Here is a 16,311-nt window from a genome sequence, read left to right on the forward strand (position 1 = left end):
TTCCTTTCAGTAGGCCTTGTCCCAGGAAATGCTGAGCCGCGATGCACACTGTATCAATCCGACCATGCTGTAGGTCTGCGGAAAATTGCCCCATAGCTCTCCGCTGACCGGCTCGACATCTTCCGCCAGCAGGCCAAGATGATTGCATTTGCTCAGCACGTTTTCAAACAATGCGCGCGCCCTGTCCTTCTGTCCCATCCTGGCCAGCGCCAGTATCCACCAGAAAGTACAGACCAGGAATGCGACTTCCGGCATGCCGAAGTCATCTTCCTCGTCGTAGCGAAGCAGGAAGTCGCCGCGGCGCAGGCGTTTTTCGATGGCTTCCACGGTGCCGACGAAGCGAGGGTCATCGGGCTGCAGGAACTGGAATTCCGCCATCAGCAGCAGACTGGCATCCAGGTGCCGGCCGCCGAACGTGGAAACGAAACACCCCAGCTCCTCGTTCCATGCGCGCGCGCAAATTTCCGCATTAATGGTCTGCGCATGGGCCGACCAGTAGCTCGCGCGGTCGGGCAGCCCGAGGTGTTCGGCGATTACCGCGAGCCGATGGCAGGCCGCCCAGCACATGATGCTGGAAAAGGTATGCACCCGCATCGAGCCGCGCAATTCCCACAGCCCGGCATCCGGTTCGTTATAGCAGCGGATCGCCTGCTCGCCGAGGCGTTCAAGATCGCCGAACATGTCCTTTCCCGCGGGCCGCTCCAGGCGGGTATCGAAGAAGGCTTGCGTGCTTGCCAAAATCGCTTCGCCGAACACATCGTTTTGCCGCTGCCGGTAGGCGAGATTGCCCACTCTCACCGGACCCATGCCGCGGAATCCGGCCAGTCCCGGAGCAATGTATTCATCGAGCACCTGCTCGCGTCGGATCCCGTAGACCGGTTGCAGCGGCGCCTCGCGCGTGTCGGCGATGATGTTGAGAATGTATTCCAGGTAATGCTCCATCGTGCCTGTCGCATCGAGGCTGTTGAGCGCATTGACGACGAAATAGGCATCGCGCAGCCAGCAGAACCGGTAATCCCAGTTGCGGCCGCTGTGAGGCGCCTCCGGAATGGAGGTGGTGACGGCGGCGACGATGGCACCGGTATCGTCGAAGGCATTGAGCTTGAGCGTGATGGCGGCGCGTATCACTATCTGCTGCCATTCGAAGGGAATGGAGAGATTGCGCACCCATCGATGCCAGTACGTCACCGTTTTTTCATAAAAGGCGCGCCCGACATCGTGCGGCGCGCCGTCGACGGTTTCATCCGGCCCCATCAGCAGGGTGACACTGTCGTGCAGAAAGAAATGGCGGCCGTCGAGCACGGAAGACAGCGAGGCGTCAGTGGTCAGGCGCATCGCCTGGTCGACGCCGACATAGGAAATATGATGCGCGCCGCAGCGGGTGACCGCAGGCGAGTTGCCGTAATCGATTGCCGGATTCACCTTGAGCGCGATGCGGGGCCGGCCAAGCTTGCGGCGTATGATCCTGACCAGCATGGTGGGAGCGAACATGCGGCCGTGCAAGTAGAAGCGCGGCGCGAAATCGATGATCTCGATCGCATTGCCCCCGGTGTCCTGCATGCGGGTCAGCAGGATGGCGGAGTTGCGCTGGTATTCCTGCTCGATCTGCACTTCTCCGTCGAACGCAATGCCGATCTCGCCGTAGGCGGCTTCGTTCGCTTCCGGTTTCAGCAGGGTGCAGCAGATCGGATCGCTGTCGAAGTTGGGATAGCACCACCAGACGATCGATGCCTGCCGGTCGATCAGGGCGCTGGTGCGCGAATTGCCGATCAATCCGAGATCGAGCGTCCGTTCGCGCGAAGGCATGACGTCGGCGCGCGAACTAGCTCCGCCCATTGTCATTCCCGCCGTCATTGCGATCGCCCTTTTCACGCAGCCAGTTGCTTGCCCTGGCAGCCTGCAAGCGCGCGATCAGTTCTTCCAGCAGGCGCAGGATATCGCGCGGATGCGGCAGGAAATAATCCGCCGCGCTGTCGGCCGACGGCTCGATGCGGATCGACAGAATGTCCGGCCGCCTCATGCGGAACACGTCTTCATCGGTGACGTCGTCGCCGACGTAGAGCGCGCTCTTCGCCCCGGACAGCTCCATCAGCCTGGAGAGCGCGCTTCCCTTGTGACAACGGTCCTGCATCAGCAGGTTGTAGACGTACTTGCCGCCGACCACCCTCGGTTGCGGCTCCAGCTTCGCAAACACGGATTCCAGAGCCCGGGTGCAGCGGGCGACGTCTTCAGCCTGCCGATAGTGCACGGAAAGCGAAAAACGCTTGTCTTCCAGTTGTATGCCCGGATCCCAGTCCGTTCCGCGCGCCGCCTGGTCGAGCTGCCTGCGCCAGCCGGCGCAGGCATGCTCATGCTCGGCGGCCAGGTCTTCCCAGCCCGGCACCCCTTCCAGCCCATGGTTGCCGACAACGTAATCCGGCTGGAATCCGAGCCGGCGGCTGATATCGTCCACCGAGCGTCCGGTGATGATGGCGATCGGCGCATGCTGCGCGATCTGTTCCAGGAGCATGCGGATATTGTCCGGCAGGCGCGCCTCGTCCGGGACGGCCACGATGGGCGCAAGGGTACCGTCGAAATCGAAGGCGCACAGCATGCGGCCGGACACGCTCTGGTCAAGGCGCTCCGCGCCTGCATTGGAGAACAGTAGCTTCATCTTTACACCACGCGCCGCAATGATTTCCGGCTATGCGAACGGATCTTGGTGACGACCCGCTCGCGCTGCCGCACGCGCGCCGCATCCAGCAGCATGCGCCCGGCCCAGCGGTAGATGTTGAAATCCTTCACCAGGGAACGCATGCTGCGCATGCGCTCGCACTGCTCGATTTCCGGCATGGTTACCGCACGGTACAGCGCGTCGGCGCTCTGCTCGATGTGGTATGGATTGACGACAAGCGCTTCGGGCAGTTCGCGTGCCGCGCCGGTGAACTGGCTCAGCACCAGCACGCCGCGATCGTCATAGCGGGATGCGATGAATTCCTTGGCCACCAGGTTCATGCCGTCGTGAAGGCTGGTGACCATGCAGACCTCGGCGGCTCGGTAATAGCGCGTTACCTGGTCGCTGCCGTGATGCTCGGCCTTGAGAATGATGGGCAGGTAATTGCCGTTGCCGAACCGGTTGTTGATGCGCTGGACCAATGCCCTCACGCGCGCCTCGAAATTCTGGTATTCGTCGAGCGACGAGCGCGTCGGTGCGGCAATCTGGATCATGCTGAAGCGGCCTATGAGGTTCGGATGCAGCTCCAGCATCCGCTCCACGGCTTGAAAGCGCTCGATGATCCCCTTGGTGTAATCGAGCCTGTCCACGCCGACGGCGAGCAGATGATCATGTGACATGCCATGCTCGGCGCGCACGCTCGATCGGCATTCCGCGACGGTCGGCATGTTGGCATCCCCGTCCGGCCAGGCGATCGAGATCGGATATTGCTCGACTTGGGTCAGCTTGCCGCCGAAGGATATCGTGCCGGACTCGTGCTCGATGCGGGTTTCCAGGTAGCGGTCAACCGTTTCGAGGAAATTCTTGCAGTGGAACGGGGTATGGAAGCCGAGGATCGTACTGCCCAGCAGGCCGTCGAGCAATTCCTCCCGCCACGGGCAGATGCCGAAGGATTCGGAATTCGGCCAGGGTATGTGCCAGAAGGTGATGATGGTTGCCTTCGGCAGCTGTTCACGAACCATGCGTGGAAGCAAAGCGAAATGGTAGTCCTGAACCAGCACCACCGGGTCGTCGGTGCGTGCTTCCCTGACGACGGCATCGGCAAAGCGCTGGTTGACCGCCTCGTACTGCTCCCAGTCGGTCGAGCGAAACACCGGGCGCACGTGCGCGATATGGCACAACGGCCACAGGCCTTCATTGGCGAAGCCGTAATAGTAGCCCTGCTCCTCTTCCTTGGTCAGCCAGACCCGGCGCAAGGTGTAGCTCGGATTGGACGGCGGAACCGCCACCCGGTCGTTGCGATCGACGCTTTCCTTGTCGGCGGACCCGCTTCCATGCGCGATCCAGGTGCCGGAACAGGCACGCATCACCGGCTCGACCGCCGTGATCAAGCCGCTTGCGGGACGCTGCACCTCGATGCCGTTGCGCGTACGGGTATGCAGATAGGGTTCGCGGTTCGATACCACCAGGACTTCATCGCCGGACAGTTCCTCGTGCAGCAGCGTGCGCAGCTTTTCCGGCGTCCATAAATGCGTGGCATCGTCGCGCGTCTGGCGTTCCACGTTTAGTTCATGCAGCAGCGCCCTCAGGTCGCCTTCCAGCGGGCGGATTTCAGGAGGCGTTGTCGAACGCGGCGCCTTGCCGCCGGCCTCGTCTTTGCTACGCAATACTTTCTTGACCGAAGCGATCCAGTCGCGCCAGCTGAGATGGGCAACAAACACGGTAATCAATGAAATCACCAGTGCCAGCAATGCGAACAGCAGGATGCCGTATTTTCTGGTGTCGGCGCTGCGCCTTTCGATGAAGCTCATGTCGTGCACGAGAATGAGCTTGCCCAGGTTCTGGCCCTCCGACTCGAGACGGCTGTCCGACACGTGGAGCGGTCCTTGCGGAAAGTTGACCATGGCATCCTTGCCCGACGCTCCATCCAGGCCCAGGCGGCACCCAAGCGTTTGCGGATAGGTGGAAGTCTTGTACAGGATGGCGCCGGCCGGATCGCAGAAGGCGATGGCATAAAGGCGCTGGTCGCGCAGCGCCCTTTCGAAGAGCTGATTGATCCGCCTCTCGGCCTTCTCGGGTACATATTCCCGCATTGGCTCCTGCAAGGCATTGGCCAGGGATTGCGACTTGGTATCCAGGTCTCTGACAGACCAGCGCACGGTCAGGTTGTCGACGAGGGGTACTACCGCATAGGCAAACAACCCGAGTACCAGCGCAAGCGGCAATACGAAACGAAGTGAGAGGCGGAATAATCTTGTGGGCATAATCCCTTCCAAAAACGTCCGCATCGATAGCGTGACAACCGCATCCCGAGGCGTACTTGGCGGCGCTCTATTGTTATATTCCGCGCGGTGCCGCCGGATGCCGACAACCCTCCGGGACAAAATCGATGCAGCGGATACGGCGGACCTGCGCGTGCGGGCGCGAGGCCTGACCCCTGCACGATCGCGGATATTTGTCTACCGTCTTCCCGAGAGATCACCCTGCGCTGCAATAGTTCCAGGGTTTGCGCTGGCGCTAAGTCTGCGTCAAAAAGCAGCCTTTGTGGGGGACGCAGGTCGGAAAGCAGAACCTATGGAGGACCGAATGCGGCGTTGCCGCTCCGGTTGCGAATGATGAACACGGGAAAACATTCATCCATTCATTGGCTCTAACGTGCCATTGTTGTGCTGGAACTGTTTCGCCTTGGACTGCGCTCAGGAAGCGTCCGCGTTTCCGCTCCATAAAAAAAATCCGGCCGCACGGAAGCGGCCGGAACATCATGCGCAGGCTGCGAGAGGCAAGGCAGTCACGACCGCCTAGATGCAACCCGGTTCGACTTCAGCGGGAAGTGGAGCTTCCGCTGCCTGATGTGCCGCTGCTGCTCGGGGAAGTGCTGGAGCTGCCGGAGGAGCCGCTGCTGCTCGGGGAAGTGCTGGAGCTGCCGGAGGAACCGCTGCTGCTCGGAGTAGTCATCGAGCTGCCGGAGGAACCGCTGCTGCTCGGAGAAGTGCTGGAACTGCCGGAGGAACCCGAAGTGCCGGTGCCGGAGCTCATGCCGCTAGAACCCGACGATCCGCTGCCGGAACTCATGCCGCTTGAGCCAGACGAGCCGGTGCTGCCCGAACCCATGCTGCTTCCCGATCCCGAGGTGCCGCTGCTGCCGGAGCTCATGCCGCTGGAACCACTGCTTCCGGAACTGCCCGAAGAACCCGAGCCGCTGCTTCCCATGCTGCTGCCCGATCCCGAAGAGCCGCTGGAGCCGGAGCCGCTGGTATCGGAGCTGCTGCCCGAACCGGAGCTCATGCCGCTGGAACCCGAGGAACCGGATGTTCCGCTGGAACCCGAAGTACCCATGCCGCTGGAACCGGACGAACCCGAAGTGCCGCCTGAACTCATGCCGCTTGAACCCGATGCGCCGCTGGTACCGCTTGAGCCGCTGCTCATTCCCGAGCTTGGGCTTGACGATGTCCCGGAAGATGATCCGGTCTGGGCAACGGCGATGCCGGCGGCGCTCAACAGGGAAATGATCAGTGCGATGGACTGCTTCTTCATGCTGCCTCCTTACAATATCAGTGAATGGAATGCTTCGGATGAAATGCTTCAGCAAAGTGCAGAAGGTAAGCAATTAGACTGTCAACTTGTCATCGGTTCTCTGGTTTGCGCATAAAGATCATTGCGATTGCAAGCAGAAGAAACAAAGTCTCGCCTTATGTACGCTTGCGTACGAAATCGGTATTAATGCATCGCAAGAGTAGGATTGCTCCTCAGTAGGGAAATCAGTTCATCAACCGGCAATGGCATGCTGAACAGAAAGCCCTGCATCTCGTCACAGCCGTTTTCCCTCAGAAAAGCGAGCTGCTCATAATTGGATACGCCTTCGGCAATGACGCTCATGCCAAGGCTATGTCCAAGGGAAATGACGGCACGGGCGATGATGGCATCATTTGGATCGGCGCCGATATCCCGCACGAAAGACTGGTCGATCTTAAGCCGGTCGACAGGAAAACGCTGAAGATGACTGAGACTGGAATAGCCGGTGCCGAAGTCGTCGATCGCAAGGCGAAGTCCCATGTCTTTCAACTGCGCCAGGAGCCCGATTGCCTCTTCCGGATTTTGCATCACCAGACTTTCCGTCAATTCCAGTTCGAGCAGGCTCGAATCGAGACCCGTCGAGTCGAGAGCATCTTTCACCATGTGCACGAGCGTTTCGGTATTGAACTGCCGGGCTGAAATGTTGACGGCGACCTGCAGCGACTGCACGCCCGCCTGCAGCATTAGCCTGTTGTGCGCGCAAGCGGTGTACAGCACCCATTCGCCGATGGGCACGATCAGCCCGGTTTCTTCCGCGAGCGGGATGAACGTCGACGGCGGCACCATTTCTCCGTTCGAAGGCCGCCAACGCAGCAAGGCTTCCAGGCCGACGATGCGGCCGCTTTTCAGATCCACCTTTGGCTGGTAATGCAGCACGAATTCGTTTCTCAGCAGAGCCTGCCGCAGGCGCGACTCCAGCGTCAGCCGTTCGGTCACGCGCTGGTTCATTGCCGGCGTATAGAACTGGAAGTTGTTGCGCCCCTTTTCCTTCGCCCGGAACATGGCGGCATCGGCATTCTTGAGCAGTGTGTCGACGTCGCCGCCATCCTTGGGGAAAAAGCTGAGCCCGATGCTGCAGCTGACGAAGAGCTTGTGTCCTTCGACCAGGAATGGCAGTTCGACGGTACGCAGGATGCGGCTCATGAGCGTGACCGCGGTCTTCTCATCCTTTTCGCCGGAAATCACGAAGGCGAACTCGTCTCCCCCGTATCGCGCCACCGTGTCCTGCTCGCGCAGGCATGCCTGCAGACGTTTGGCGACCTGCTTGAGCAGTTCATCGCCAACGGTATGTCCGAGGCTATCGTTGATGAACTTGAAGTTGTCGAGATCCATGAATCCGACCGCGACCCACTCCCGGTGCCGCTCGGCGGTAGCGATGCTTTGCCGTATGCGATCCTTGAGCACGTTGCGGTTGGCCAGGGCCGTGAGCGCATCGACATTGGCATGCCGCTCCAGCTCGTATTCGTAATGCTTGATGGCGCTGATGTCATTGAGCACGCCGACGAAATGAGTCACTTCGTCATGCTGGTCGCGTACCGGGGCAATGTGCACGTCGTTCCAGAACATTTCCCCGTCCTTGCGGTAATTGCGCAGCAATGCCGAGCTTTCCTCCCGGTCGGCAATCGCTTGGCGTATCGCCGCAATGCCTGCCTGGTTGCGGTCGCCCGCTTGAAGGAAGCGGCAGTTCCGGCCGAGGGTCTCCCTGATCGAATAGCCGGTCATGCGTTCGAAGGCGGGATTGGCGTACTCGATGTTGCCTTCCAGATCAGTGATGATGATGGCATTGACGCTGGCCTGTATCGCCCGGTTCCGCAGCCGCAGGCTTTCCTCGGCCGAACGCCGTTCGGTGATATCGACACCCATGCCGGAGATGCACTGCTGTCCATTGAATTCGATCCGTATCCCGGTGAACAGATACGGAATGCGCTTTCCGCCCTTGGTCAGCAGATCGGCTTCGACGCTGGCGCTGCCGTGCGTGAAGGCGCGGCCGATACGCTGGTCGACAAGCTCCTTCTCCTGCTCGGTCGCGAAAAAATCGAGCGGCTGCAGTTGCCGAATTTCTTCCGCCGTGTAGCCGGTGATCATTTCGAAATTCCGGTTCCAGCGCAGGAAACGGCCCATGCGGTCATAAAGATAGAAGATGCCGGGGAGACTGTCGATGATTGCCTGGGAACTGCGGGCTTCGCTGCTATGCCGGTCGATCTCGCTGGCCAGCCTGGCGTTGAGTTCGATGAGTTCCGACGTTCGCTCCGACACCCTAAGCTCAAGCTCGCGGTGCGAAAGCCGCAGCAGTTCCTCGGAATGACTCAGGTCGCGCAGCACGTCGGCCAGACGTTGCACATGGCTGCGCAACTCGATCTGGGCAACCACCTGCCTGCTGAGAACCTCGAGAGCCTGCTGCTGTTCGGCACAGAGGGTGCGGGGTACGGTGTCAAGTACGGCCAGGGAGCCGATTGCCGTTCCGTCGCTCATCACGAGCGGTGCGCCGGCATAGAAGCGGATGTAGGGCGGACCTGTGACAAGGGGATTGCCGGCGAAGCGCGGATGCAGCCCGGCATCGCTGATTATCGTCAATGCCATCCGTTCAACGGTCAGGCCGCAGAAAGCGATGTCGCGCGGCGTGCCTTCGACGGCGACGCCCACGCGCGATTTGAACCACTGGCGCTGTTCGTCGAGCAATGAAATCACCGCCATCGGGGTGGCGCACAGGATGGCGGCAAGGGTCGTAATTTCATCGAACGCCGCCTCGGGCCCGGACTTGAAGAGCCCATTCCTGTCGAATGTTGGATCTGGCGTATGCACGTCCTTCATACCGGTTGATGTATGTTCATGGGCTCGTACGACTCAGTACCAAGCATTGGATAGCGCTCATCGCCACCGGACGGTACACAGTGAGCCCAAGCGCAGCACTCTACTCTACTTAACCATACACCAGTTCGCCCGGCCGACCCGGTTAGTTTTGCCGGGAGTCCGTTCAGATCAAGCGGTAGTGCACGGCGAGGTACTCCCGGTACAACAGGATGCCCGACGGCACGCAGCAGGCGCTACGCAGACTCACCAGCGGCACTGCAGCAGGCATTTGCAACGCCCCATGATTATTGCGTCTCGTCAACCCATCTGCTATCTGTTGACATCATGCGTCACGGCATGACTATCCGCCGGTATACTCAAGTTACGCCGCATGCGTGTAAGCTAGACGGACCGCCCCGCGGTCAATACAAGAGAAGAGAACCTCCATCTATGCAAAACTACGTCGTCGATACCCAGATTTCCCCGGAAGGCCGCCTTGAGATCCTGTCCAAGGCCGAGGTCGCCAGGCTGCTCGATACCAGCCAGGGCGGCCTGTACTCCATGTTCCGCAACTGTTCGCTGGCGGTACTTAACTGCGGCAGCCCGCTGGACGACGGCAAGGAACTGCTCGAACGCTACAAGTCCTTCGAGATCAGCATCATCCAGCGCGAACGCGGGATCAAGCTCGACATCAAGAGCGCGCCGGCCAATGCCTTCGTCGACGGCAAGATGATCAAGGGCATCCATGAACACCTGTTCGCGGTGCTGCGCGATGTGGTCTTCGTCAATGACGAGATCATGGACAACCCGAATGTCGATCTTTCCTCGTCCGAAGCCGTGACCGACGCGGTCTTCCACATACTGCGCAATGCCGGCGTGCTGAAGCCGATGACCAATCCAAACCTGGTCGTCTGCTGGGGCGGCCATTCGATATCGCGCGAGGAATACGACTATACGAAGAAGGTGGGTTACGAGCTCGGCCTGCGCGCGCTGGACATCTGCACCGGCTGCGGTCCCGGCGCGATGAAAGGCCCGATGAAGGGCGCAGCCATTGCCCATTCCAAGCAGCGCATCGCCAATGGCCGTTACCTCGGCCTGACCGAACCCGGCATCATCGCGGCGGAATCGCCGAATCCGATCGTCAATGATCTCGTCATCATGCCGGACATCGAAAAGCGGCTGGAAGCCTTCGTGCGCACCGGCCACGGCATCGTAGTCTTCCCCGGCGGCGCCGGCACCGCAGAAGAGATCCTGTATATCCTGGGCATCCTGCTGCACCCGGACAACGCCACGCTGCCCTTCCCCCTGATCTTTACCGGTCCGGAAAGCGCGCGCGAATACTTCACCCAGATCGACCAGTTCATTGGCCTGACCCTGGGGCCGCAGGCGCAGCAGCGCTACAAGATCATCATCGACGATCCGGCCCAGGTGGCGCAGGAAATGCTGGCCGGCATCAAGGAAGTACGGGAGTTCCGCAAGTCGCGCAGCGATGCCTATTATTTCAACTGGCTGCTGAAGATCGATCAGGAATTCCAGCGCCCGTTCCGGCCCACGCATGAAAACATGCGCAACCTGCGGCTGGACAAGAACCAGGAAACCCACCAGCTGGCGGCCAACCTGAGGCGCGCCTTCTCAGGCGTGGTGGCCGGCAATGTGAAGGACCAGGGCATACGCGCGATCGAGGAGCACGGTGTGTTCGAGATTCGCGGCGACCGCAGCATCATGGAACCGATGGATGCGCTGCTGGCATCCTTCGTTGCGCAGCACCGGATGAAATTGCCTGGCAAGCAATACAATCCCTGCTATCGGATCGTGAAGTAACCGGGCCGAATCAGCCAGGCCGGCGCAGACCGGCCGCAACGTCTGCTGGCTGATTGTCCGGATTGCACCCGGCGTGCGCCCGGATTGGAGGGCGGATCAGAAACCAGTTAGAGGCTGGTGAAAGGCTGGCTAACGGGGTGGACAGCGTTATGGTCCAGCGGCTGCATTGATGCCTGCGTCATCCTGCCCGCTCCAAACAGAAGGGATTCGACTGCCCGTTCAAATGCAGGGGCGGTTTCGACGGGCAGCACGGTTTCTTTCCGCAAGGCTTCCAGCAACGCCGCGAAACCGTAAAGGATCAGCGCCCCCTGGGCACCATCCTGCCTGAACAGATAAAGCGACCGATGCGTACTGACCCAGACCAGCTGCGCCGTGTCGCGCCCGGGTCCGGCAAACTGCACGCGCGTGCCGACCATGTACGCCTGCGCGAGGAAATCACGGTCTTCCTTTCCGCCGCCGGCACTGCGTTCGGTTCTCAGCTCCATCCTGATCCTGCGCTCCGCCAGCATCTCTTCGATGACGGCGTCGCTTACCCGCGGCGGTTCGGGCAGCGTCCATGATGCCTGCTCCCAGCTGACCGCGATTCGGGCAAAGCGCTGGCGCAGCTCGTCCAGCGGCAGCGGCTGCGTCCGCCGAGCTGGCCTTGGCGCCACCGTTCCGCGCAGGTTGCGAGTGTGCAATTCCACCAGTACATCCAGGATTTCCCCTCCCTCGTCTTCGGGCAGCTGAATCAGGGAGAAGGCTTGCCGCAAGCCCTTGACCAGTCCGGGCAGCATGCGCATCAATGCGCTTCTGTCTTCCGGCGTCTGCTTGTCCTGAATGCTCCAGATCAATTCGGGCAGCATGCCCCGATGGCGCTGGACGAGGCTGTCCGCAGCGCCTGCGGCCACACCCGCCTCGCCATCCTGGCGAGCTGCACGAACCAGGACATGCGGCCATTCGCGGAGAATGAAGTCCGAAACGCGCTCGTCCACATTCAGCGGCGGCAGCACCTCGCACAGCAGGTTCCTGGCATTCGACAGCAGGATGCTGCAGCGTTCCGCCGCTTCCACCGCTTCGATCGCCTGCGCGGTGGCGCGATCGTCCTCGCGAACGAACTCCAGCAGGAAGCGCTCGAGTGCGGCAAGGCTGTCTTCGAACACGACGGTGCTGCTGTTGAATTCGTTCAGGATGCGGCTTGCCAGCCGTTCGACTTCCGCCTCCAGACGCTGGGCGTCGATGCCGACGGAGTCGATGGAATCGCCGGAACCGGCGCTGGTCGCCGCCGAGCCGATCCGGTTGAGCAGCCGCCGCGCAGGATGGCCTTCGTCGTGCAGTAGTCCGGGTTCGATGATTGCCGCCTTGAGGACGGGAATCTGCAGTCGTGCGATCTGCTGCCTCACTTTCGGCGGGATTTTCGGATCCTCCACCATGATTTCGAACAGCAAGGCAAGCACGTCAACGATCATGCGTTCGAGCACCGATGCCTTTTGCAGGTCAAGCCGTTCGCGCACCACTGCGAGCTGGCTGCGGCCTTGTGCCGTCTCTCCGTCCGGAAACTTGCCGCTCGCCGCCTGCCGCTGGAGTGCATCGAGCTGGACCAGCAAAGGATTCAAGGCCGGTGCCGCAGTCGCGATGACTTGCGCGCGGTCGTTTCCGGCCGCCAGGAACGACCGGGCCGGCGACAGCATCCTGCGCAGGAATTCCTGGACCGGCAGCGCCTGCATCTCGCCGTTCGGATTGCCGGCTGCACCGGGTACCGGGATCGAATGCCCGAACTCCCTTGCCTGGCTGCCGGCAAACGAATCGAACATGTTTTTCAAGCCAGGCAGCAGGCGGTTCTGGAGTTCCTCGGCAGCACGTCCATCGGCGATTGGTGCGCCGAAATATCGCTGGCCGGGCACGTGCCGGGATCTCTGCGCAATGAACTTGCCGTGCACGCCCGAGGTTTCGAATACGGATCGCAGCGACGCGTAAAAGGCCGGCAGATTTTCCACCATTGCGTCGGACAGGTGTTCGAACAGCAGCCTGACCCTGGTTTCATCACCGGCGCTGGTCTTCACGGCGTCGTGCAGCGCGCGCGCCAGCAGGTAGGGCCGGAACGGGTTTTCACGCTCACGAGCTTCGACCTGGCCATGCAACTGCGCGATGATCACGTTCAGGCGCCCAATGCTTTCCTCGGTTGCTTCGCGCATGCGCTGCGCCAGGCGCCCGACTTCGATCTGGTAATTGACGACTTCATCATCGATCAGCGACAGCTCGGCGGCAGCCATGTTGCGCAAGCCGGGACGCAGGTCGATGAACATGGTTTGCATCGCGCGTTCAAGGCCGGCCTTGTACAAGCCGTCGATGCGGCGCAGGAAGGCGCTGCTGTCCTGGCGGATGAACTGGAGAACCGCCTTCAATGCCGCCTGTTCGGTGCCGGCCCGGGATTGGAGCAGGCGCTCCCCGATGTTCCGCTCGGCACCGTGCAGCGCATGCTGAACCAGCGCCATGAAGCCGTCTTCCGCCCGGCTTTGGGCGGCAAGAATGAGACGCTTGTATTCGGTTTCAGCCATACCGACGCTTCCGGAAACGCAATGGCCTCTAGTTTATGCGGAAATGCCTCGCGGAAGCATCAGAAATACCGCATCCATTCCCGCTTTGTTCTCGCCATATCGCCAGGCGCGTCGTTCCGGCGCCGACTCAGCCGGCGGCGGAGGAAAGCAGGGCAAGCTGTTGAGCGTCGAGGTAACACCATTCCCCCTCTTCCAAATCGAGGCTGTCCAGCTCCAGCTGGCCGATCTTCGTACGCCGCAAGGCCTGGCAATGGTTGCCGGCTGCGGCCAGCATGCGCTTGACCTGGTGGTACTTGCCCTGCTCCAGAACGATTTCCAGCCTGCGTTCGTCCAGCCGTCGGCAGAACTGGGCCGCAAGCGGGGCCGGCTCGTCGTGCAGTTGCACTCCTGACAACAGTTTTTCGACAAGCTCGTCCGTAACCGGCGCATCGGTATCGGCCACATACAGTTTTGGCACGTGGCGCTTCGGCGACGATTGGGCATGAATGAAGGCGCCGTCGTCGGACATCAGCAGCAGGCCGGTGGTGTCGTGATCGAGGCGGCCGACCGGCTGCACCTCGCGCCAGGTGAATTGCTCCGGCAATAAGGTCAGCACGCCGGGATGGTGGCTCGGCTTGCGGGAACATTCATAGCCCGGCGGCTTGTTCAGGGCGAGATAGACGTTCTGCCGGTATTCCCAGGTCTCGTCGAAGATGGTGAACGACAGGCCTTCGGTATCGAAGGAGGCGCGATAATCGGTCACTTTTTCGCCGTTGACGGTCACTTCGCCGTCGGAAATCAGTTCGCGGCACCATTTGCGGGTGCCGAATCCCTGCGATTGCAGGATGCGGTCAAGGCTTTGTTTGCTCATGGCGGCACTGTACCAGAACCCGGCTTGGCCTGAACCCGGGCGCGGGCCGCAAGCTCCAGATGACTTGAAGACAGGCCATGGGTATCATCTCAAGCAAATAATGAGTTCGCTTTTCCATTCTCAGCATTCCAAGCGGAACCGGATCATGCCAGCCAGCGCCCCACTGATCGACCTCCAGCACGCCGACTTCCTGCAGAGCGGCATCTCGCTCTGCGTCGGCGCCTGCGACAATCGGCACATGCCTACCCTGTCCCGGGCCACCGGGTGCCGCATTTCCGCCGACCGCAGGCGGGTCACGATGTTCGTTTCCGCCACCCAAGCCGCGCCGGTGCTGCGCTGCATCCGGGAAAACGGCGCAATCACCGCCGTCTTCAGCCGGCCGTCGACGCACAAGACCGTGCAGCTCAAGGGCAAGGATGCGGTCGTGGGCTGCCTGGAAGCCGGCGACATGGAACGCGTGGAACGCTACCGCGCCAGCTTCGCACGCGAACTCGAACCGATGGGTTTCGACGAAATACTGATACGCACCCTGCTTTCCGCGCCGCCGGCGGACCTGGTCACCGTCACCTTCACACCCGTCGAAGCCTATTCCCAAACGCCGGGACCGAACGCTGGCGAGCCGCTGAGGGCGCAGGCATGAACATTCAGCTCGATGCCATACGGGGCTGCCTGGAAGGCGTCATTCCCGGCACCATGGCCACCGCCTCGGCCGATGGCATGCCCAACGTCGCCTACCTGTCGCAGGTGCAATTCGTCGACAGCCGGCATGTCGCCATGTCCTACCAGTTCTTTAACAAGACGCGCCGCAACATCATGGTCAATCCGCGCGCCACGCTGGTGGTGACCCATCCCGCGACCGCGATGCAATACCGGCTGTCTATCGAATACCTGCGCACCGAGACATCCGGTCCTTTGTTCGAAAGCATGAAGGCCAAGCTGGCCGGCATCGCTTCGCAGACCGGCATGAGCGGCGTGTTCCGCCTGCTCGGCGCGGACGTCTTCCGCGTCGACGACATCCAGCAAGTGCCCGGCGAATCCATGCCCATGCCGCCGCCGCAGCGCAACCTGCTGTCCGCCCTGCGCAATGCCAGCGAACGCCTGTCGGCCTGTGTCGACCTGGACAGGCTTCTGTCCGCGACGCTGGCCTGCCTGCAGGATCAGTTCGGCATCGGCCATACGATGATCCTCATGCTCGACCAGGCCGGCGAGCGGCTTTATACGGTGGCCAGCCACGGTTACGAGATTTCGGGAATCGGCTCGGAAATACCGATGGGGCAAGGCGTGATCGGCGTCGCCGCGCGCGAGGGCGTGCCGATCCGCATCAGCCACATGACTTCCGAATACGCCTACAGCCGCGCGATCCGGGAGTGCGCGGAAGACAGCGGGATGGCGGCGGCGCTGGAAACCGAAATACCGCTGCCCGGCCTGAAATCGCCGCGCAGCCAGCTGGCCGTGCCGATTGTCGCCGGGCAGCGCACGCTTGGCGTGGTCTACGTGGAGAGTCCGCAAGACTTGCGCTTTACCTATGACGACGAGGATGCGCTGGTCAGCCTGGCACGGCAGTTGGGCATGTCCATCCTGCATCTGCAGAGCGCCGCGGAATGCGGCGACGAAACTGCGGCACCCGCCGCCGCCGCACCGCCGGGCCCGCAAGGCACGCCGCTTCCGGTACGGCATTTCGCCGGCAACGATTCGGTGTTCCTGGGCGACGATTATCTGATCAAGGGCGTGGCAGGCTCCATTTTCTGGAACCTGTTGCGCGATTATGCGGAGAAGGGTCGCACCGAATTCAGCAACCGCGAACTGCGGCTTGATTCGCGGATTCGGCTGCCGGATGTCAGCGACAATCTTGAAGCCCGCCTGCTGCTGCTGGGCAAGCGCCTGGTCGAACGCAATGCAGCCATGCGCATCGAAAAGACCGGGCGCGGGCGCTTCCGGCTGCGCGTGGATCGCCCGATTTCATTGCTGCAGGAATAGACTTCCTTACTCTTCCGCCAGCCGATTCTTAAAACTTCATTCAAACAATCTTAAAAAAACCTTAAGCCCATGCGGACGGCGGTTTCCACCCGTCGTGCTGCAGTAGACTT

At 61.4% G+C, this 16,311-nt stretch carries 10 protein-coding genes; 4 read left to right on the forward strand and 6 right to left on the reverse strand.

The features are described from left to right. Positions 1-6: 6 nt before the first annotated feature. Genes RY831_RS09245 through RY831_RS09255 form a run of 3 tightly spaced genes read right to left on the reverse strand, consistent with a single transcriptional unit; the run spans position 7 to position 4,917 of the window. Positions 7-1,836 (reverse strand): glycoside hydrolase family 15 protein, encoded by a 1,830-nt coding sequence (locus tag RY831_RS09245; RefSeq protein ID WP_326506047.1) that lies wholly within the window; start codon positions 1,834-1,836, stop codon positions 7-9. Further along, positions 1,823-2,653 (reverse strand): trehalose-phosphatase, encoded by an 831-nt coding sequence (gene otsB, locus RY831_RS09250; protein WP_326506048.1) that lies wholly within the window; start codon positions 2,651-2,653, stop codon positions 1,823-1,825. Before otsB ends, RY831_RS09245 begins: the two co-directional genes overlap by 14 nt. 2 nt (positions 2,654-2,655) lie before the next feature. Continuing rightward, entirely contained in the window at positions 2,656-4,917 is a 2,262-nt protein-coding gene (locus tag RY831_RS09255; protein ID WP_326506049.1) for an alpha,alpha-trehalose-phosphate synthase (UDP-forming), read from the reverse strand. 566 nt (positions 4,918-5,483) lie between these two features. Here RY831_RS09255 and RY831_RS09260 point away from each other — a divergent pair. Continuing rightward, entirely contained in the window at positions 5,484-6,302 is an 819-nt protein-coding gene (locus RY831_RS09260; protein ID WP_326506050.1) for a hypothetical protein, read from the forward strand. Between the two features lie 68 nt (positions 6,303-6,370). Here the strand turns inward: RY831_RS09260 and RY831_RS09265 are convergent, their stop codons facing one another. After that, a complete protein-coding gene (locus RY831_RS09265) occupies positions 6,371-9,037 on the reverse strand; it encodes a sensor domain-containing phosphodiesterase (protein WP_326506051.1) in 2,667 nt (888 codons plus the stop codon). Between the two features lie 429 nt (positions 9,038-9,466). Between RY831_RS09265 and ppnN the strand changes: the two genes are divergently transcribed. Continuing rightward, a complete protein-coding gene (ppnN, locus tag RY831_RS09270; protein WP_326506052.1) occupies positions 9,467-10,837 on the forward strand; it encodes a nucleotide 5'-monophosphate nucleosidase PpnN in 1,371 nt (456 codons plus the stop codon). Positions 10,838-10,944: 107 nt separating this feature from the next. On the opposite strand, the gene RY831_RS09275 is transcribed toward ppnN, so the two are convergent. Together RY831_RS09275 and RY831_RS09280 are read right to left on the reverse strand one after the other, a co-directional pair. Beyond that, positions 10,945-13,374, reverse strand: coding sequence for a DUF1631 family protein (locus RY831_RS09275; RefSeq protein WP_326506053.1), 2,430 nt, complete (start codon positions 13,372-13,374; stop codon positions 10,945-10,947). Positions 13,375-13,501: 127 nt separating this feature from the next. Then, complete coding sequence (locus RY831_RS09280) at positions 13,502-14,224, reverse strand: pseudouridine synthase (protein WP_326506054.1); 723 nt, start codon at positions 14,222-14,224, stop codon at positions 13,502-13,504. Between the two features lie 145 nt (positions 14,225-14,369). Between RY831_RS09280 and RY831_RS09285 the strand changes: the two genes are divergently transcribed. Continuing rightward, positions 14,370-14,864 (forward strand): hypothetical protein, encoded by a 495-nt coding sequence (locus RY831_RS09285; protein ID WP_326506055.1) that lies wholly within the window; start codon positions 14,370-14,372, stop codon positions 14,862-14,864. After that, positions 14,861-16,201, forward strand: a complete 1,341-nt coding sequence (locus RY831_RS09290; RefSeq protein WP_326506056.1) for a GAF domain-containing protein — start codon at positions 14,861-14,863, stop codon at positions 16,199-16,201. Before RY831_RS09285 ends, RY831_RS09290 begins: the two co-directional genes overlap by 4 nt. Positions 16,202-16,311 lie beyond the last annotated feature (110 nt).

The sequence above is a fragment of the Noviherbaspirillum album genome (assembly GCF_035916955.1).
Taxonomy (GTDB): domain Bacteria; phylum Pseudomonadota; class Gammaproteobacteria; order Burkholderiales; family Burkholderiaceae_D; genus Noviherbaspirillum; species Noviherbaspirillum album.